18 protein-coding genes and 1 tRNA gene are annotated in these 18,955 nt (G+C 65.8%); 9 read left to right on the top strand and 10 right to left on the bottom strand.

Going from position 1 to position 18,955, the window contains the following annotated elements; genetic code table 11:
- Nucleotides 1-81 precede the first annotated feature (81 nt).
- A tRNA-Ser gene (locus ACCQ00_RS08560) sits at nt 82-171 on the bottom strand.
- A gap of 372 nt (nt 172-543) precedes the next feature.
- A complete protein-coding gene (locus tag ACCQ00_RS08555; RefSeq protein ID WP_003485786.1) occupies nt 544-1,560 on the bottom strand; it encodes a LysR family transcriptional regulator in 1,017 nt (338 codons plus the stop codon).
- Between the two features lie 100 nt (nt 1,561-1,660).
- Between ACCQ00_RS08555 and ACCQ00_RS08550 the strand changes: the two genes are divergently transcribed.
- Nucleotides 1,661-2,245, top strand: a complete 585-nt coding sequence (locus ACCQ00_RS08550; RefSeq protein ID WP_039569251.1) for an FMN-dependent NADH-azoreductase — start codon at nt 1,661-1,663, stop codon at nt 2,243-2,245.
- A gap of 320 nt (nt 2,246-2,565) precedes the next feature.
- On the opposite strand, the gene serS is transcribed toward ACCQ00_RS08550, so the two are convergent.
- The gene (serS, locus tag ACCQ00_RS08545; RefSeq protein ID WP_372354106.1) at nt 2,566-3,846 is read right to left on the bottom strand and encodes a serine--tRNA ligase; all 1,281 of its coding nucleotides are present in this window, start codon (nt 3,844-3,846) and stop codon (nt 2,566-2,568) included.
- A gap of 111 nt (nt 3,847-3,957) precedes the next feature.
- On the opposite strand from serS, the gene ACCQ00_RS08540 reads away from it, so the two are divergent.
- Together ACCQ00_RS08540 and ACCQ00_RS08535 are read left to right on the top strand one after the other, a co-directional pair.
- A complete protein-coding gene (locus ACCQ00_RS08540; protein ID WP_017158431.1) occupies nt 3,958-4,629 on the top strand; it encodes an energy transducer TonB in 672 nt (223 codons plus the stop codon).
- Between the two features lie 356 nt (nt 4,630-4,985).
- Complete coding sequence (locus ACCQ00_RS08535) at nt 4,986-5,453, top strand: energy transducer TonB (protein WP_039569248.1); 468 nt, start codon at nt 4,986-4,988, stop codon at nt 5,451-5,453.
- A gap of 341 nt (nt 5,454-5,794) precedes the next feature.
- Here the strand turns inward: ACCQ00_RS08535 and aroA are convergent, their stop codons facing one another.
- From aroA to serC, 3 genes are all read right to left on the bottom strand, one after another.
- Nucleotides 5,795-7,117, bottom strand: a complete 1,323-nt coding sequence (gene aroA, locus ACCQ00_RS08530) for a 3-phosphoshikimate 1-carboxyvinyltransferase (RefSeq protein ID WP_039569246.1) — start codon at nt 7,115-7,117, stop codon at nt 5,795-5,797.
- Nucleotides 7,118-7,240: 123 nt separating this feature from the next.
- Complete coding sequence (gene pheA / locus ACCQ00_RS08525) at nt 7,241-8,449, bottom strand: prephenate dehydratase (protein ID WP_039569244.1); 1,209 nt, start codon at nt 8,447-8,449, stop codon at nt 7,241-7,243.
- Between the two features lie 83 nt (nt 8,450-8,532).
- The gene (serC, locus tag ACCQ00_RS08520) at nt 8,533-9,618 is read right to left on the bottom strand and encodes a 3-phosphoserine/phosphohydroxythreonine transaminase (protein WP_372354105.1); all 1,086 of its coding nucleotides are present in this window, start codon (nt 9,616-9,618) and stop codon (nt 8,533-8,535) included.
- A gap of 176 nt (nt 9,619-9,794) precedes the next feature.
- On the opposite strand from serC, the gene msrP reads away from it, so the two are divergent.
- Both msrP and msrQ read left to right on the top strand, forming a co-directional pair.
- Entirely contained in the window at nt 9,795-10,763 is a 969-nt protein-coding gene (gene msrP / locus ACCQ00_RS08515; RefSeq protein WP_017158178.1) for a protein-methionine-sulfoxide reductase catalytic subunit MsrP, read from the top strand.
- Between the two features lie 125 nt (nt 10,764-10,888).
- Nucleotides 10,889-11,545, top strand: a complete 657-nt coding sequence (gene msrQ / locus ACCQ00_RS08510) for a protein-methionine-sulfoxide reductase heme-binding subunit MsrQ (RefSeq protein WP_039569240.1) — start codon at nt 10,889-10,891, stop codon at nt 11,543-11,545.
- Here the strand turns inward: msrQ and ACCQ00_RS08505 are convergent.
- Nucleotides 11,487-12,296 (bottom strand): FHA domain-containing protein, encoded by an 810-nt coding sequence (locus tag ACCQ00_RS08505; protein WP_372354104.1) that lies wholly within the window; start codon nt 12,294-12,296, stop codon nt 11,487-11,489. The two genes, msrQ and ACCQ00_RS08505, sit on opposite strands and share 59 nt — an antisense overlap.
- A 237-nt stretch (nt 12,297-12,533) precedes the next feature.
- On the opposite strand from ACCQ00_RS08505, the gene ACCQ00_RS08500 reads away from it, so the two are divergent.
- The 3 genes from ACCQ00_RS08500 (at nt 12,534) to ACCQ00_RS08490 (ending at nt 15,073) form a co-directional block, all read left to right on the top strand.
- The gene (locus tag ACCQ00_RS08500) at nt 12,534-12,809 is read left to right on the top strand and encodes a polyhydroxyalkanoic acid system family protein (RefSeq protein ID WP_017158175.1); all 276 of its coding nucleotides are present in this window, start codon (nt 12,534-12,536) and stop codon (nt 12,807-12,809) included.
- Nucleotides 12,810-12,971: 162 nt separating this feature from the next.
- On the top strand, nt 12,972-13,532 hold the full coding sequence (locus tag ACCQ00_RS08495) for a phasin family protein (RefSeq protein ID WP_039569238.1): 561 nt from the start codon (nt 12,972-12,974) through the stop codon (nt 13,530-13,532).
- Between the two features lie 536 nt (nt 13,533-14,068).
- Entirely contained in the window at nt 14,069-15,073 is a 1,005-nt protein-coding gene (locus ACCQ00_RS08490; RefSeq protein WP_039569236.1) for a restriction endonuclease, read from the top strand.
- A 186-nt stretch (nt 15,074-15,259) separates the two neighbouring features.
- Here ACCQ00_RS08490 and hutC read toward each other — a convergent pair whose 3' ends face one another.
- From hutC to ACCQ00_RS08475, 3 genes are read right to left on the bottom strand one after another with little or no spacing between them, the layout of a single operon-like run.
- The gene (gene hutC, locus ACCQ00_RS08485) at nt 15,260-16,036 is read right to left on the bottom strand and encodes a histidine utilization transcriptional repressor HutC (RefSeq protein WP_017158172.1); all 777 of its coding nucleotides are present in this window, start codon (nt 16,034-16,036) and stop codon (nt 15,260-15,262) included.
- Nucleotides 16,026-16,253, bottom strand: coding sequence for a hypothetical protein (locus ACCQ00_RS08480; RefSeq protein WP_039569233.1), 228 nt, complete (start codon nt 16,251-16,253; stop codon nt 16,026-16,028). The genes hutC and ACCQ00_RS08480 overlap by 11 nt, the downstream gene beginning before the upstream one ends.
- Nucleotides 16,254-16,313: 60 nt before the next feature.
- Nucleotides 16,314-17,684 carry a formimidoylglutamate deiminase gene (locus tag ACCQ00_RS08475; RefSeq protein ID WP_039569230.1) on the bottom strand — a complete coding sequence of 457 codons (1,371 nt, stop codon included), beginning with the start codon at nt 17,682-17,684 and terminating at the stop codon, nt 16,314-16,316.
- Nucleotides 17,685-17,744: 60 nt separating this feature from the next.
- On the opposite strand from ACCQ00_RS08475, the gene hutI reads away from it, so the two are divergent.
- Nucleotides 17,745-18,950, top strand: a complete 1,206-nt coding sequence (gene hutI, locus ACCQ00_RS08470) for an imidazolonepropionase (protein ID WP_039569227.1) — start codon at nt 17,745-17,747, stop codon at nt 18,948-18,950.
- The last annotated feature ends 5 nt before the right edge of the window (nt 18,951-18,955 follow it).

Raw genomic sequence — 18,955 nt, 5'->3', positions numbered from 1 at the left:
AGTGTTTCCTCTGCATGCTTCCTGCCTTCCAATCGAACCAAATCAGATTTTTATATTAAAAATCAATGACTTGGAAGAGACTGGCGGAGAGAGTGGGATTCGAACCCACGGAAGGTTTGACCCTTCGCCGGTTTTCAAGACCGGTGCCTTAAACCGCTCGGCCATCTCTCCGATGCTGCTGCGCGTGACCGCCGAAGGGATCGGATGTCACGCGGGCGCCCCGCCTTGCGCGGGTGGCCCTGGCTATCGCCGCACGAACATCCTGTGCGGCTCATTCTTCCCAGGATCGCTCCCGGGCGCGCATTCTCGCATGCCCGGGCGCGTTTTGCTCAGTGACACTACCGCAGTTGGCTGGCGCAGCGTATCGGGCCGCTCATGGTGCTCGGCCGCTACACGGTGCGGTCGGCCGAAGACACCTGAGCAGACAGGCAGCCTGCCGAACATTTGCAGCGAACTGGCTACCCGCAGCTAGCGGACTGCCAACGTATATGCCGGACAGCCTCCGCGGCCAACCCAGGCCTTGGCAGGCTTCGCCGCAGACGCTCAGCCCGCTTCGGCCACCACCAAGCGCGGCGCCGTGCCGGCGGCACGCTTGAGCTTTTCCGCTAACTCGGCGCAATTGCCGCCGCAATCCAGGCGCGAGCGTTCGATCTCCTGCGGCAGGTGTTCGGCCAGGAAGTCGATGAACACCCGCACCGCCGGCAGCAAACCGCGACGCGAGGCGAACACGGCATGGCAGATGCCCTGCGGCAGCGACCAGTGCGGCAACACCACTTCCAGCTCGCCACTGCGCACCGCTTCGGCGCACACGGTTTCCGGCAGCATGGTGATGCCGAAGCCGTCGCGCGCCATCGACTGCAGCAGCGGGAAGTCAAAGCCGGCCAGGCGTGGCTGCAGGTCGACGCGGCGCATTTCGCCGTTCGGGCCGTGCAGCTCCCAGCGCTGGTGCGCTTCGTCTTCGCTGGTGCTCATGGTGGTGTGGTTGGCCAGCTCGCTGGGGTCCTTAGGGCGCCCGGCGCGATCCAGGTATTTGGGGCTGGCAACCAGCAGTTCCTGCACCTGGCCGAAGCTGCGCATCACCAGGCTGCCATCGTCGTCCAGGCGCGAGCGCACGCGTAGCGCTATGTCGTAGCCCTCGTTGATGACATCGACGCGGCGATTGCTGATATTGAGCTGCAGCCGCACCTTGGGATACTTGGCCAGGAATTCCGGCAACAACTTGGGCAACTGGATCTGCGCAAGCGAGACAGGAACGCTCACACGTACAAGACCGCGCGGCTCGGCGCTGAGACGATCCACCACCTCGCGCGCGGCCTGGGCCTCGGCGAGCATGGTTTGCGCATGCCGGTGCACGCTGGTGCCGACGTCGGTCACCGCGAAACGGCGCGTGGAGCGCTGCAACAGGCGCACGCCCAGGTCGGTCTCGAGCTGGCTGATGCGTCGGCTCAGGCGCGATTTGGGGATGCCAAGCGCGCGCTCGGCAGCGGCAAAGCCACCGTGATCCACCACCATCGCAAAGTAATACAGGTCATTCAGGTCGTGCATGGCGCAGGTATCCATGGATAGAACGATACGTGATATTTAATCACCTTTATTCCAACAGAGCAACGACCTAGCCTGCACACCTCCGCGGCGCTGCCGCTTGCCACAGGTCACTGCCATGAAACTGCTGCACCTCGATTCCAGCGCACTGGGCGCCAATTCCGTCAGCCGCGTGCTCAGCGCCGCCGTCGTGGAGCAGCAGCGCCGGCTTCATCCCGAGGTGGACGTGGCGTATCGCGACCTCGACCGCGACCCGATTCCGCATCTGAGCGCGCAGACGCTGGCGCAGGCCGATCCGGCAGAGGCCGCGGCCGCCGAAGCGGTGATGCAGCAGTTCCTGCAGGCCGACGTCATCGTGATTGGCGCACCCATGTACAACTTCGCCATCCCCTCCACACTCAAGGCCTGGATCGATCGCATCGCAGTCGCCGGGCGCACCTTCCATTACACCGCCAATGGTCCGGAAGGCCTGGCCGGCGGAAAGCGCGTCATCATCGCCAGCGCGCGTGGTGGCATCTATGCCGAGCCGACCAACGATTTTCAGGAGCCGTATCTGCGCCAGGTGTTGGGCTTCCTGGGCATTAACGACATCAGCTTCGTGCGTGCAGAGGGCGTGGCGTATTCGCCGCAGCATCGCGCCGATGCGCTGGCCTCGGCGCTGGCCGGGCTGGGTGAGGAAGAAGAGGCTGTTGTGGGCGCGTAAGCCTGGGGAGCGACGCGTTGACGCGTCGAAAGGTCGTCATGAATGCGACATGCCGACAACGAAAAACGGGACCATCGCTGGTCCCGTTTTTTTCGCGTCAGTATCCAGTAGCCAGGGAGCTCGCACTCACGCGCTCCCGAACGCTGTGCGCCAATCGCACACGGCACTCGACACTCGCATTTGTGGCGGCTACCAACGGGCAGCGCGCGCGCAAGATGGACGTGGATCTGGCCGGGCAGCCGCAGTGCCCGAATGCTCTAAGCACACCGGACACCGCCCACACCGCCTGGTGATGAGCGCCGTCTTCCCGTCAGCCGCACTCAGCCGATGCGCTCGAGCCCGCCCATGTACGGACGCAGCACCTGCGGCACATCGATCGAGCCATCGGCGTTCTGGTAGTTCTCCATGACCGCGATCATCGCGCGGCCCACGGCAGTGCCGGAACCGTTGAGCGTGTGCAGCAACTCCGGCTTGCCGCTGACCGGGTTGCGCCAGCGCGCCTGCATGCGCCGCGCCTGGAAATCGCCGCAATTAGAACAGGACGAAATTTCGCGATAGGTGTTCTGCGACGGCAACCAGACCTCCAGATCGTAGGTCTTGATCGCGGAAAAGCCCATGTCGCCGGTGCACAGCAACACCTTGCGATACGGCAGGCCGAGTTGTTCCAGCACCACTTCGGCGCAGCGCGTCATGCGCTGATGCTCGGCATCGCTGTCTTCCGGCGCGCAGGCGGTGACCAGCTCCACCTTCTCGAACTGGTGCTGGCGGATCATGCCGCGCGTATCGCGGCCACCGCTGCCGGCTTCGGCGCGGAAACACATCGAATGCGCGGTCATGCGCAATGGCAGACGCTCGGCATCGATGATCTCCTCGCGCACGATGTTGGTCAGCGGCACTTCGGAGGTGGGGATGAGATAACGGCGCGACTCGCCCACTTCGGTCTGGAACAGATCGTCTTCGAATTTCGGCAGCTGACCGGTGCCACGCATCGAATCGGCATTGACCAGCAGCGGCACGTTGGTTTCTTCGTAGCCGTGCTCTCCCACATGCAGGTCCAGCATGAACTGCGCCAAGGCACGGTGCAGACGCGCGATAGGACCACGCAGCACGGTGAACCGCGCGCCCGACAATTTGGCTGCCGTTTCGCCATCCAGCCAACCGTGCGGCGCGCCGAGTTCCACATGGTCCTCGACGGCGAAATCGAATTGACGCGGCGTGCCCCAACGCGATTGCTCGACGTTCTCGCTTTCGTCCTTGCCAAGCGGCACATCCTCGGCCGGCAGATTGGGCAGGCCAAGCGCGATGCCCTCGAGCTTGGCGCGAATCGCATCCAGCTGATCTTCGGACGCCTTAAGCTCATCGCCGAACCCAGCCACTTCGGCCATCAGCGCGGCCACATCTTCGCCCTTGGCCTTGGCCTGCCCGATCGCCTTGGACTTGGAATTGCGCTGACTCTGCAGTTCCTGCGTGCGCACCTGGATACGCTTGCGCTCGCTCTCCAGCGACTCCAGTTCCGCAGTGTCCAGGGAGAAGCTGCGCGTGCTGCGCAGGCGCTCGGCAAGGTCGGCGGGGTGTTGGCGAAGCAGGGCCGGATCTAGCATCGGAATATGGGCGTCAGTGGAATAGCGCGAGATTATCGCCTGTTCCGCCAGCTGCTGCGATCGATTCACTACGGCTATGCAAGAATTGCGACGATTCTTCAGGTGAGCCCTATGCCCGCGCCCCGTCCTGCGTCCGATCGCCCTATCGTGCTGCGTCTGCCCCGCCATACGCTGAAAATCGCCGGCATCGCCTTCGTTGCCGGCCTGCTGTTGTTCCTGCTGGTCTGGGCCACCGGCCGCAAGGACGACTTCTATAAAGCCTCGCCGGCGCAGCCGACCGCAGGCGCGCAGGCCGACGACACCATCGCGCCGCTGCCGGCGCCGTTGCCCGCGCAGGACGGTGCCAGCGACATGCCGCAGGCCAAGCCGCCAGCTGAAACACCCACCCTCGTGGACACCGCGCCACCGTCCCCACCTGCACCGACGCCGCTGCCGGAAAATGCGGCACCCGGTGCGCCAGGTGCCGCTGGAAGCGCCGCGCCGGTCAACGCGCCGGTCGCTGGCGGCGACCGCCCGGTACCGATCCAGGGCCAGATGCCGCCGCCCCGCTATCCGTCGGCTGCGCTGCGTCGCGGCGATGCTGGCGATGTGGTGGTGCGGGTCGACGTGGATGCCGCCGGCAATCCCGGTGGCGTGACCCTGGTGCAGCGCAGCGGCTCGCGCGATCTGGACCGTGCTGCGATGGAAGCGGTGCGGCACTGGCGCTTCCACCCGGCGCAGCGCAATGGCCAGCCGGTGGCTGGCAGCATGGACATCCCATTCGAGTTCAAGCCTGCGCAATAAGCGGAACTAACCCTCGGGCATGTTGCGTGTCGCCGGATCGCGAGTGCCCGAGCCTGGCGCAGCAAGCCTTGGTTAACGCTACGCAGCACACACACCATGTGGTTTTAACTGCGCCGCAATGTCAGCTTGACTAAGCTGAACATCCAGCAAGCACCAGCGTTTCATCCGCTGGCCGCCTTAGCTGTCCCTCAGGTAGCGCCAACCAGACTGGTCACGTCATCCGCAGATGCGCCAGGAGGTCGGCCATGTCCGTCACTTCGAATCCTTCATCCGCTCACCCATCGTCGCTACCGCAACACGGCCGGCGCTCCGTGGAGCGGCCCCAGGACGTGGCGAGCGACGGCGCTTCGCCCTGGATGTGGGCAACGCTGGTTGCCTTGCTCATCGTGGTCCCCAGCTGGTGGTGGGCGCGCCATAGCGACGAGTCGTTCGCTACCGACACGCGGCCGCTGCCGGCGGCGAGTCGGCAAATCCTGCCGACGACCGATGGCCCGCGCGCGATGACGATGGTGGCGCACCAGCCTGCTCGCCCAGCCGTCAGCAGCGTTGAGGCCAAGCCGCTTCCGGGCAACGCAATGCCGAGCTACCCGGTTAGCGTGGCACGCGCCGGCATTCAAGGCAGCCGCACCGCACGTTTGCAATTGGATGTGCAGGGCCGAGTCAGCGATGTGACCATCGTCGACCGTAGCGGCAGCGACGACCCGCGGCTGGATGCAGCGGTGATGGAGAGCTTGCGTCGGTGGCGCTTCGAGCCCGCCACGCGCGACGGCCATGCAGTGGTGAGCACTGTGCAGGTGCCGGTGGAATTCACCGCGCAGCGTTGAAGATCTGCAGCGCGGCGACTTCTTTGCGGCACGTGAGAGAAGTCGCGGCGCGTTTTCTGGCTGCTGACTCGCCGGCAGAACGTTCTGCGCATCCTTGCGGATGGGCACGCGCTAGCCTGCACATCACCGGCGGTCCTGGTTTCGACCCACGTCGCGCCTCCAAGCAAGCGTGTCGCTGATGAATGATGCAAGAGCGGCACATCACGCATGCAGTGGAAGCGCTACACCATGCGGGCTATCCCCAGCCCCGCGAGCGGCCGCGTTCCTATGCCAGCCGTGCGAACCGTGAGATCCAAGCAATCGAACCGTGAGATCCAATCAATTCTGCGACGGACAAAGCGTTAGCGGTGCCCGGCGGTTTCCAGACCGAATCCGGCGCCCTGTGCCAGGGTGTCGAAGCCCGGGAACGAGGTCGCCACGTTCGCCACGTCGTTCACCTGCACCTGGCCCGTGGACAGCTGGCCGGCAATGGCGAACGCCATGGCGATGCGATGGTCGCCGTGACTTTCGATCACGCCGCTGCCGATACTGCCGCCGTGGATGGTGGCACCATCCGGCGTTTCGTCGACCCGCACGCCGAGCGTGCGCAAGCCGGTAGCCATCGCCGCCAGGCGGTCGGACTCCTTGACCCGCAATTCGGCAGCGCCGGTCACCACGGTCTGCCCGCTCGCCGCAGCGGCAGCGACGAACAAGGCCGGGAACTCGTCGATCATGTCCGGCACCAGCGCTTCGGGAATCTCCGCGCCACGCAATGGCGCGTAACGCACGCGCAGATCGGCGACCGGCTCACCGCCGTGTTCGGCATGGTTTTCTTCGCCAATATCCGCGCCCATCAGGCGCAACGCGGCCAGCAGCCCGGTGCGGCGTGGATTCAGTCCGACCGCACGCAGCACGACTTCCGAGCCAGGCACAACACTGGCTGCGACGATGAAGAACGCAGCCGACGAAAAATCCGCAGGTACCGCGATATCTTTCGCGCGCAGACGCTGTCCACCGCGCAAACGGGCCTGACCGGGCGAAAAATCGATCTCCACGCCGAACGCCGACAACATGCGTTCGGTGTAGTCGCGGGTGGGATGCGGCTCGGTCACCGAGGTCTCGCCCTGCGCATAGAGACCGGCCAGCAGCACCGCAGACTTGACCTGCGCACTGGCAACCGGCGAGACGAAATCGATGCCGTGCAGCGCCTGCCCACCGTGCACGTGCAATGGCGGCGTGCCGTCGTCCTGCGTCTGGATCCGCGCGCCCATCTGCGCCAGCGGGCCGGTCACGCGCCGCATCGGCCGCTTGGATAACGACTCGTCTCCCACCAGCACGCTGTCGAAGCGCTGCGCAGCCAACAGGCCGGCCAGCAGACGCATCCCGGTGCCGGCATTGCCGCAATCCAGTGCCTCGGTCGGCGGCTGCAGACCATCCACACCCACACCGTGCACGATGCGCCGCGACGCCGACGGCGTTTCGATGCGCACGCCCAGCTTGGCGAAAATGGCAGCGGTGGAGCGCGTGTCTTCGCCTTCCAGAAACCCATCGATCTGCGAAACGCCGTCGGCGAGCGCGGCGAACATGACCGCGCGGTGCGAAACCGATTTATCGCCCGGAATGGCCAGGCTGCCCTGCAGTGCGGTGCCGCGTCGGGCGATCCAGTGATGCGTGCTGCTGCTCATGCATGTGATCCGATGGCTACGGCATCGCCAACGCTGACGATGCGCTTTGAAGAAGGTTGCGGCGCTGCAGCCAATACAAGGTTGCGGCGCGCCAGCATGGACTGTGGAAGCGAGCGTCGACGCTCAGGGAATGGCCACCGGATACGAACCCAGCACCTTGATCTGTGCTGAGTGCGCTTTCAGCTCGGCCAGCGCCTGCTTCATCGCATCGTCTTCGACATGGCCGATCAGATCGATGAAGAAGCCGTATTCCCACTTGGCCTGATGCGAAGGCCGCGACTCGATGCGGTTCATGCTGATGCCGTGGCGTGCGAACGGGCTGAGCACGTCGAACAACGCACCCGGCTTGTCGTGGATGAACACCAGCACCGAAGTGCGATCGTGTCCGGACGAAGGAAAGATCTGCCGCCCGATCACCAGGAAACGCGTGGTGTTGTCGTCGTCGTCCTCGATCGACTTCATGATGACTTTCTTCAAGCCATACACGTGCGCTGCGCTTTCGCCGCCGATGGCCGCGGCATCTTCGGCATTGCGTGCACGGCGAGCGCCCTCGGCGTTGCTGGACACCGCGATCTTCTCCACCTTGGGCAGATGCGAGCGCAACCAACCTGCAGTCTGCGCGAAGGATTGCGAATGCGCATAGATGCGTTCGATATCTTCCAGCCGACCGTTGCGCGAGAGCAGGTACTGATGCACGCGCAGCTCGACTTCGCCGCAGATTTTCAGGTTGGAGGTCAGGAACATGTCCAGGGTGACCTGGATGGTGCCCTGCCCCGAATTTTCCACCGGCACGACGCCGAAATCGGCATTGCCGGCTTCCACTTCCTGGAACACTTCTTCGATGGTCGCCATCGGCAAGCCCACCGCCGAGCGACCGAAATGCTTGAGCACCGCCTGCTGGCTGAAGGTGCCTTCCGGGCCGAGATAACCGATCTTCAGCGGCTCCTGCTGGGCCAGGCATGCCGACATGATTTCGCGGTAGACGTGCACCAGCACTTCGTCGCTGAGCGGGCCTTCGTTGCGGTCCACCACCATGCGCAGCACCTGCGCCTCGCGCTCGGGGCGGTAGTAATCCACCGCCGCTGCAAGCTTGCCCTTGGCCTTGCCGACCTGATGGGCGAAGTTGGCGCGCTCGGCAATCAGCGCCTGGATATTGCGGTCGATCTCGTCGATCTTGGCACGCACATCGGCCAGCACCGGTGCTGCGGTCTTGATCGCAGCCTTTTCAGCCGGCGCGTTTGCAGGCTTGCTGTCTGAAGCACGCACCGATGTCTTGGTCGGCTTTTTCTTGCCGCCTGTGGCGGCCGTGGGCTTGTTGGACTTGGGGGCCATCGCGGGGCATTCCTAAAAATGGCGGCGCATGTGCGCTGTCAGCGCATGCGCCTGCGCGGCAGACGCCGCAGGTAGATAAAGACTCAGCAGTGACGCTGCTGGAAGTCGTGCATGAACGCGGCCAGCGCTTGCGCGCCGGCCACCGGCATCGCGTTGTACAGCGACGCCCGAATGCCACCGACCGCCTTGTGGCCCTTCAACGCGAGTAACCCGGCTGCCTTGGATTCGCTGACGAACAGCGCATCCAGCTGCTCGTCCGGCAGAAAGAACGGGATGTTCATGCGCGAACGCACTGCCGGTTTGATCAGGTTGCGATAGAAGCCGCCGGAGCCGTCGATGGCGCCATACACCAGCGCGGCCTTCTCGGCATTGCGACGCGCGAACTCCTGCACCCCGCCCTGTTCCAGCATCCACTTCACGGTCAGCCCGAGCAGGTACCAATTCCAGGTCGGCGGCGTGTTGAGCATCGAATCGCGCGCGGCATGCGAGGCGTAATTGAAGATGTCCGCACGCGGCTGCCCCGCGCGCTCCAGCAGATCGCGCCGCACGATCACCACGGAAATGCCGACCGGACCGAGATTCTTCTGTGCGCCGGCGTAGATCAGCCCGTAGCGCGAAATATCCAGCGGCTCGGAGGCGATCGACGAACTGAAGTCGGCAAACAACGGCAACGTGCCCACGTCCGGCGTGTCGCGAAACTCCACGCCATGGATGGTTTCGTTGGCGGTGATGTGCACATAGGCCGAATGCGGCGACAGGGTCCAGCTGCCCGCAGGGGGAATGTCGACGAAGCCATCGGCCTGCGCGTCGGCGGCGATGCGCGCGTCCACGGACGTGGCCGCCTGCTTGATCGCGGTCTTGCCCCAATGCCCGGTGATCACGTAGTCGGCCGCCTGGCCGGGCGCGGCAAAATTCAGCGGCAGCAGCGCCTGAATGGTGGTGGCGCCACCGGCGGTGAACAGGACTGCATAGTCGTCGGGAATCGACAACAAACTGCGCAGATCGGCTTCGGCAGCAGCGGCCACCGCCATGAAATCGGCGCTGCGGTGGCTGATTTCCACGATCGAGGCGCCGACGCCGTTCCACTCGACCATCTCTGCCTGCGCCTGCCGCAGGACCGATTCCGGCAATGTCGCAGGGCCGGCACTGAAATTGAACGCGCGTGTCATGGCACACCTTGGTCGAGCTAGCCTTCTAGTATGCCGCAGCGCATCGGGCTTGGCAGCGGACAAAAAAGTTGCAGCTGCATCCTTTTGACTGAGCCTGACGTAACGTAGACAGGTGCCAAGGCGAACTTTTGTCCCGGTTCGTTACTCTCACGTTGCAGCCACTGCCGGAGCCTGCCATGTCGTTTCGCGATGCTTTCAACTTGCCGTCCAGCGAGATCACCGATGAGGCCGTTTACCGCGACCGCCGCCGGCTGCTGCAGTTATTTGCGTTGACGCCCGCGCTGGGCGTGGCCGGCTGTGCCGAGGCCGACCCGCCCCCGCCCCCCAAGACCGTGGTGACGCCGGCGCAGGCGCGCAGCGGGTTTCGCACGGCCGAGGAACTGACCCGGCTGGAAGACGTCACCAGCTACAACAACTTCTACGAGTTCGGTACCGACAAGACCGATCCGTCCAAGGCGGCCAAGACCCTGAAGCTGTCGCCTTGGACAGTGAAGGTGGGCGGCGAATGCGAGAAGCCCGGCAGCCTGTCGCTGGATGAGCTGCTCAAGGGCATCGCGCCGGAAGAACGGATCTACCGGCTGCGCTGCGTGGAAGGCTGGTCGATGGTGATCCCGTGGACGGGCGTGCCGCTGGGCGAGGTACTCAAGCGCTTCGCGCCGACCTCCAAGGCCAAGTACGTCGCATTCACCACCCTGGCCGACCCGCAACAGATGCCGGGCGTGCGCTACCGTTCGATCAACTGGCCGTATCGTGAAGGCCTGCGCATCGACGAGGCGATGCATCCGCTGACCCTGCTGGCCACCGGTTTGTACGGCAAGCCGCTGCCGCAACAGAACGGCGCGCCATTGCGCCTGGTGGTGCCGTGGAAGTACGGCTTCAAGAGCATCAAGTCGATCGTGGAAATCCGTTTCGTCGAAAAAATGCCCGAGACCGCCTGGCACGATCTGCAGCCGTCCGAATACGGCTTCTTTTCCAACGTCAATCCGGCTGTGGACCACCCGCGCTGGAGCCAGAAGACCGAGCGCCGCATTGCCGGTACCGCCAGCAAGCTGTTTGCCGAGCGGATTGCGACCAAGCCCTTCAATGGCTACGCCGAGCAGGTCGCCTCGCTGTATGCGGGGATGGACCTGAAGAAGTGGTTCTAGGCAACGCACACTCTGACATCGACCCGGTATAGGAGCGCGCCCGGGCGCGGCTGGCTTTATTGGTCATGCCAGTCGCGCCCGAGTGCGCTCCTACGCTTCAGCCTCGTTTCCTTCTTCGAGATCGCATGGCCAAGACATCCACTTCCGTGATCGCCGCCAAGGCCCTGGTGCATGCCGCGGCGCTGGCGCCGATCGCCCTGCTCGGCTGGCAATTCTGGCAGGTGTGGCAAAGCGGCAGCGATGCGTTGGGCGCCGACCCGGTGGCCGAGATCGAACACCGCACCGGACTGTGGGCACTGCGTTTCTTGCTGATCACGCTGGCGATCACGCCGTTGCGCCAACTTACCGGGCAGGCCGTGGTGATCCGCTTCCGCCGCATGCTGGGCCTGTACGCGTTCTTCTACGCCAGCGTGCATCTGGCGGCTTACCTCACGCTGGACCTGCACGGCTTCTGGACGCAGATTTTCGAGGAGATCCTCAAGCGCCCCTACATCACGGTGGGGTTTGCGGCGTGGTTGTTGCTGATGCCGCTGGCGATCACCTCCACCCAGGGGTGGATGCGCCGGCTCAAGCGCAACTGGGGCCGCCTGCACATGCTGATCTACCCGATCGGCCTGCTGGCGGTGCTGCATTTCTGGTGGCTGGTGAAATCCGACATCCGCGAGCCGGCCCTGTATGCCGGCATTCTTGGAGTCTTGCTGGGCTGGCGCGTCTGGAAAAAACTCAGCGCGCGCCGAACCACAGCAAGGCGCTCAACGCCGCCGCCAGCAACACCGCGCTGAGCAGCAACCAGGGCCAGCGGGCCACCTTCACCGGTGCGCGCGTCGGCTCTGCAGCCGCACGCGGCGGCGGCAGGGGTTCGGTATCGGGCAGATCCCAGGTGGTGCTGTGGTGCGTCCGCGGCACCTCCACCACGAAGCGGTGGCGCGCATCGAACACGACCTGATCGCCAGCCTGCAGCCAGCCGTCGCGCACCTGGACGCCATTGATCCAACTCCCCTCTTCCGAGCCCAGATCGCGGATCAGCACACGGTCGCCGTGCCGTTCCAGACGCGCGTGCTGCGCCGCGAATGCCGGGTCGTCGATGACGATATCGGCGGCGGCATCGCTGCCGACCAGACGCGCGCGATCCAGGGTGAAACTGCGCCCGTGATGGCGGCCGCCTATGCCGCGCAACAGCAGGCAGACCTCGCCGAGGCTGGCCGCGTCGTCGTGGATATCGTTGGCCGGCGCACTGGATGGGGCACTGCGCAACAGCATTTCCACGCCATCGGCATAGATCGCATCGCCCGCACGCAGCAGCGCCATGCGGCGCACCGGGCGCCCATTGACGTGGATACCGCGGATTCCGTTGGCGACCTGCAGCCACAGGCCGCGTTGGTCCAGGCAAAACTGCGCCAACAGCAACGCGCCCTGCGCATCGCCGACCACCCGCACGCTGCCGGAGGGATGACGGACGATCCGGTGGACGCCGGGCTTGAGGGAATGATCCGGCTGCTGCCGGTGGGTGAAATGAACTTGCAGGTCGCGCACCGGCCGCAGCCTAGCAGGTTTGTCCCCATGCGCGGCCATCGGTCCTGATCGGAGCGTGCTGGATCGCGGGCGCGGGCGCCAGGGCCGCGCTGCTGCCGGCTGAGCAGGCGCCATGGCAGCGCAGCTCGCAGACCTGCATTTCCGACCTCGACAACACCACCGCACACGGCCGCACTTGGAGCCAAGCCCCGGCATGCGCACAATGCGCCCTCACTTTTCGCATGACCCATCGCCCCCATGTCCAGCATCGATATCCGCCACGACCATTCCTTGACGCCGGCCCAGGCCCGCGCGGCCATCGACGAGGCGGCGCGCAAGCTGGCCGATCGCTACGGCGTTGCTTCGCATTGGGAAGGCGACACCTTGCGCATCGCACGTGCGGGCGTGGACGGAGCAATCGCGCTGCTCCCGCAGCAAGTGCACGTCACCGCCGAGCTCGGCTTTTTGCTGTCGGCGATGCAGCCGATGGTGGAATCGGAAATCCGTCGCTTGCTGGCCGAGAAACTGGCCTGACGGAGCGACTGGGTCTGCGCTGCTTCAGCGTCAAGTCACCTGCCCGGGCGCCTGCGGGTAGATGCTTTCAGCTCGCCTGATCGGGCACTGTTTCACCTGCCCGATGCAGGGTCGGCACTAGGGTGAATGCAATGTCACGTTGGCAACCTACAGGAGCATCGCATGACGACCGGATACGATCAGAACGGTAACCGCGGCAACGCGGCCCAGGGCTTCCAGGCGCAGGCGGAACAGATCTCGCGCCGGCTTGGCGAATCGGCTCAGACCGTGTGGCTTGCCGGCCTGGGCGCGCTCGGGCGCGTGCAGAACGAAGGCAGCAAGCTGTTCGACTCGTTGGTACGCGAGGGCGCCGCCTATGAGCGCACCGGCCAGCGCAGGGCAGCCGAGAGCGTCGACGAATTGCGCGAAGAGGTGGAAACCCAGTTCGAGCAGGCACGCGATACCGCGGTGCGCGGCTGGGACAAACTGGGCAAGGCCTTCGACGAACGCGTGAAGGGTGTCCTGCGCACGCTCAACATCCCCGAGCAGGAAGAATTGGAAAACCTGCGGCGCGAGGTGGAGTCGCTAAAAGCCCAGGTCCGCGCCAATACGGCGGCCACCAAGCGTGCCAACCGTACCGCCAACCAAGCGGCGCAGGCCGCCAGCGAGACGACCGGCGCTGGCGGCGCGGGTGCCGGGGCGGCATCGTCGTCCGGCAACCCCTCTGCGTTCGACCCGGAATAGGCACCACGGCGAAGCAGCCGCGCTGTCACGAGGCGGCGCGGCTGTTGCCCGAGGCGAAGAGCGTCATCGCCGAGGTGCAGGTGCAAGTGCGCGCTACACGTCTGCCCACCGGCCAGCGCCTAGCACTCGCCACCTTGAGCGGTGTCACTGTCTGTTCCCCCTGCGGCGGTGCGTACAACGACCCTGAGTGGTGTGTTCGGCAGGCCGCAGCCAGGCATTGGCGATGGAACGGCATAGGATGCGGCGTTGCTGAAGGGTGATTTGGACTCGTGCAGCCTTTGTGAATCAAGGCCTTAGCACTTCAAAGCAGCCCCGCCTCCCGATGTTGCAAAGCAGCATGATTTTTTGGACAATCGGGGACGACCCGCCAGTCCTGCGTTACGAAGTCCGTTTGCTCCCCTCCCCTCACGGCTTCGGACTGGCGGGTCTTTCGCTATCTGGATCACGGCTCGCGATATCACCGCGCACGATCCATTGACGAATCTTTCGCGAAGGATTCTTCTACACGCACGATTCGTTATACGCGCCATTGCTTGATGCTCATGCCTTACTGGATTCTGGCGCCCTTGGCCGCACTGCTGCTCTGGCTGGCGGTGTCTGCCTACCTGTGGCTAGTGCGACGACGCGCCAATGAAGTGCATGAAGGCGTACGCGCGCTGGCCATCATGCACTGGCGCGATTTTTCCGCCGTGGTGCTGCGCGTTCTGCAGGATCAACGTGGATGGCAGCCCACGCAGTTGCCGCAGGATGGCCTGCCCACCGCCGATTTCATGATGCAGACCGAGCATGGCACCCGGCTGGTGGCCTGCAAGCACGGGCGCGGTTATCGCATCGGCGTGGCGGCAGTGAACGAGCTGGGCGCGATGGCGCGGCTGGCCGGTGCCAACGGCGGCGTGATGGTGACCGAAGGCCGTATGGAGCGCGAAGGCATCGCCGCCGCGGAGAAGCAATCGATCGAAGTGCTGGACGGTGTGCGTCTGTGGCCGCTGCTCAAACCCTATCTGCCTGGCGATGTGGAAGCCGGCGTGGTCGGTGCGGCGCGCCGCCGCGCGATCCGCCACAGCATCATTGCCGGTGCCGCACTGGCGACGCTGGCAGTCATGGCGGTGCTGACGCTGCGCCCGCCGGCGCCGACGCCGACGCCGGCCACATCGCGCACCGCGGCGTCTTCGCCTGTTCCTGCACCGGCCCGCGTGGTCGCGGCACCTACCGCCTCCGCCAGTCCCGCCCAGCCGACGCCCTCACCCACTCCTGCGACCCCGGCCGCGCCGGCAGCCGGCGCAGAACCGGATGCGGCCACCATCCAGGGCTATCAGCGGGACGTCTCCAAGGCCTTGGCGCAGACACCGGGACTGGTGCGCGGCATCTGGCTGACCCAGGCAACCCTGGTGGTGGATCGGACGGTGGAAGACAGCGCGGCATGGCCGCTGATTTGCCGCGAGCTGCAACGCTACCCGTACCTGCGCACGGTGCGCGTGCAGCTCAACCCCCGCCCGGGAACCGCTGAGCCGGTACGCTGGCGTCAGTGCAGCACGATTTGATACTGAGACCTTGGCTGCGGTCTTGGTGAAGCGTCGCTGCGCTTGCTCAACCGGGCACATGCCTGCGAACGCGCAGTCGCCGCCATCTCGGCGTAAAGCGACTGCAACACGGCCGATGACAATTCAGCCAACAACCGCAGTGACTCGAGCGCTGCGGTACCGCGCCCTTCGCCCGCCGACATCAGCTCAGCGCAGTCCTGGCGCGAACCGCGCCACCAGATCGTACGAACCGCCCAAGAACATCTGGCGCACGTAGGTGACCGGCAGCTCGCCGCGCCAGGTGTGGCGGTCGATCACCAGGCAGGCCGCGCCATCGTCCGCCTGGAGCTGCTTGGCCTGCGCGGCGTCGGCACTGGCAGCGCTGATGCGGTGCTCGGCACGCGTCCATGGCACGTTGCGCAATAACCAGCTGCCCGGCGCCACCTCCGTGAACGGCTGGTCCAATGCGTCGGGCACGGTGGTGATGTCGATCACCCGGCGCTCCAGCGCAAACGGGCGGCCGTCGGCCAGGTGCACGCTTTGCAATTCCAGCACCTTGCCGGTACTGCCAAGCGCACGTTCCTGCGGCACGCGCTGCCGCACGTTGCGCAGCTGCCGCGACAACAAGGAGAACCGATACGCATGGCCGCGCGTGGTCATTTCCACTTCGATGTCCGGGATCGAAAGCGCCACCTGTTCCAGATGCGGGTGCTGCCGTGCCACGAACGAGCCCGTACGGCGGCGGCGTTCGATCATGCCGGCATCGGCCAGCAAGCCGAGCACCTTGTTCACTGTCATGCGCGAACAGCCGTATTGCGCCATCAACTCGTGCTCGGGCGGCACGCGGTGCCCGGGCGGCCAGTCGCCGCTATGGATGCGTTGTTCCAGATCCTGGCGGATGCGCTGATGCAAGGTGCCAGGCACGATGGTGGTGGTGGCGGTCAAAGCACGGGTCTCCGGAAAGAGCGGCGATTCAATCGGCATGCCGCAGGGTCGGCAGCGTGCGCCAGCTGCACGTTGCGGCATGCACCATGCACGCCGCAGGGACGAGGGCACTGCGTGCACCTGCTGTGGCGACGCAGCTGCGTCTGCGCCGGCTCCAGGAGCGGCACTGCGCGCGCACCCGCTTGGAGCGATTCAGGCGCAGCCACTGGCCGTTGCGGCCGGGGCCGGTAATCGGCGGGTGTGAAGCGTACACCACGACTCCGGCGCGCCGCTGGGCATCCACCTGACCGCTCTTGCCGCCGTGCGATGGCCAATGTCACTGACCCAGCAGGCTGCGCAACACCGCGGCAAACCGTGTGGCGATACGGGCGCGGTCGACATGTTGCCCGTTGCGCACCACCCAGCGCCCGCCGCGCCAGACATTGCGCACCGCGTTGCCACGCGCGGCAAACAGCCAGCTGTCCAGCCATGCATCGTCGCTGCGCGCCTGCAGGGCCGGATGCGCCGTGTCCAATTCGATCAGATCGGCCGCTGCGCCGACACCGATGCCGGTCTGCGCAAGGCCCAGCGCCTGCGCGGCACCCAGGCCGGCCTGGTCGTAGAGCCAACGCCCGCTCGACACAGGCCCCTGCGCCAAGACATTGCGCGCCCGCAGCGTCAGGCGCTGGCCGTACTCGAGCAGGCGCAGTTCTTCGGCAGCATCGATCAGCACGTTCGAATCCGAACCCACGCCAAACCGCCCGCCCGCGGCAGCAAAGGCCTGCATCGGGAACACGCCATCGCCCAGGTTCGCCTCGGTGATCGGGCATAGACCCACCACCGCGCCGCTGGCGACAATCGCATCCAGTTCGTGTGCATCCACATGCGTGGCGTGCACCAGACACCAGCGCGCGTCCACCGGCGCGTTGGCCAGCAGCCACTGCACCGGGCGCTGCTTGGACCAGGCCAGGCAGGCGTCCACTTCACGCTGTTGCTCGGCGATATGCAGATGGATGGGGCCATCGGTAAGCGGCACCAGCGCTGCCAGTTGCTGCGGAGTCACCGCGCGCAGGCTGTGTGGCGCCAGCCCGAGCACCGCATCCGGCAGCGCTTTCAGGCTGTGCCTGCAGTGGTCCAGCAAGCGCGCAAAGCCGTCGATGTCGTGAATCAGACGGCGCTGCGCCGGGCTGGGGGCAGCACCACCGAAATCCGAGTGCGCATAGAACACCGGCAACAGGCTGAGCCCGATGCCGGTGTTGGCGGCAGCGGCGGCAATGCGCTCGGACATTTCGCCGGCCTGCGCATACGGCGCACCGCTCGCCGCGTGATGCAGGTAATGGAATTCGCCGACCCGGGTGAAGCCGCTTTCGAGCATCTCCGCATAGGCCTGCTCGGCGATCGCCTGCAGGCTCTCCGGGTCGAGCCGGTCGACGAAGCGGTACATCAGCTCGCGCCAGCTCCAGAAGCTGTCGCCGCTGCGCCCGCCCACTTCGGTCAACCCTGCCATGCCACGCTGAAAGGCATGGCTATGCAGGTTGCCCAGGCCAGGCAGCACTACCTCGCAACGCGTGTCGGCGGGGGCGGCAGGCGCATCGACCTGCACCGCGCCGATGCGGCCCTGTGACAGCGTGATCCGCACGCCGCTCGCCCAGCCGTCGGGCAACAAGGCCCGGGCTGCCCAGAACACCTGCGCCTGTTGGTCTGCCACTGGACACCCTCGATCGCCGAACTTATTGTATATACATATCAGACACCACGAGCCTGCGCCATGCATTGCGACGTTTTGTGGCACAACGCGCAACTGATGACCCTGGATGCGGCCGATGGCGGCCTGGGCATCGTGGACGATGGCATCGTCGCCTGCCGGCACGGCCATATCGTCTACGCCGGCGCGGCCGCACAGGCGCCGGCGCTGCAGTCCGACAGTGCGCACGACTGCCAGCGCCGCTGGATCAGCCCCGGCCTGATCGATTGCCACACGCATCTGGTGTACGCCGGCAATCGCGCCAATGAGTTCGAGCAACGCCTGCGCGGCGCCAGCTATGCCGACATCGCCGCAGCCGGCGGCGGCATCGTGGCAACGGTGCGCGCCACCCGCGCCGCCGATGATGCGGCACTCCTGGCCGCCAGCCTGCCGCGCCTGGATGCGCTGCTCGCCGAAGGCGTGACCACGCTGGAAATCAAATCCGGCTACGGGCTCACGCTGGACGATGAAATCAAGCAGCTGCGCGTGGCGCGCCAACTCGCCGCGCTGCGCAAGGTGGAAGTGGTGCCGACCTTCCTGGGCGCGCATGCCGTGCCGCCTGGCGGGCAGGCGCAGCACTACATCGACCAGGTCTGCACGCAGATGATTCCGGCGATCGCCGCGCAAGGGCTTGCCGAGGCGGTGGACGTGTTCTGCGAGCATCTGGCGTTCTCGCAGGCGCAGGCCGAACAGGTCTTCCTTGCGGCGCAAGCGCATGGCTTGCGCATCAAGATCCACGCCGAACAGCTGAGCAACCAGCACGGCGCGGAACTGGCCGCACGCTACGGCGCGTTGTCGGCCGACCACATCGAGTACCTGGACCCGGCCGGCGTTGCAGAGATGGCCGCCGCCGGCACGGTGGCAGTGCTGTTGCCAGGCGCGTTCTACTTCACCCGCGATACCCAGCTGCCGCCGATTGCCGCGCTGCGCACGGCCGGCGTGCCGCTGGCGCTGGCCACCGACTGCAATCCGGGCACCTCGCCACTGACCAGCCCGCTGCTGGCGATGAACATGGCGGCGACGTTGTTCCGCATGACCGTGGACGAATGCATCGCCGGGTTCACCCGCCAGGCGGCGCGTGCGCTCGGGCGTAGCGAGCGCCTGGGCCAGCTGCGCGCCGGCATGGACTGCGACCTGGCGATCTGGAATATCGATGCGCCGGCCGATCTGGTCTACCGCATGGGCTTCAATCCTCTTCATGCCCGCGTCTGGCGCGGGCATCTGTGCTGAATCCG

The sequence above is a fragment of the Xanthomonas sp. NCPPB 3761 genome (genome assembly GCF_041475705.2).
Taxonomy (GTDB): Bacteria; Pseudomonadota; Gammaproteobacteria; order Xanthomonadales; family Xanthomonadaceae; genus Xanthomonas; species Xanthomonas phaseoli.
This window is presented reverse-complemented; position numbering and strand designations above follow the sequence as displayed.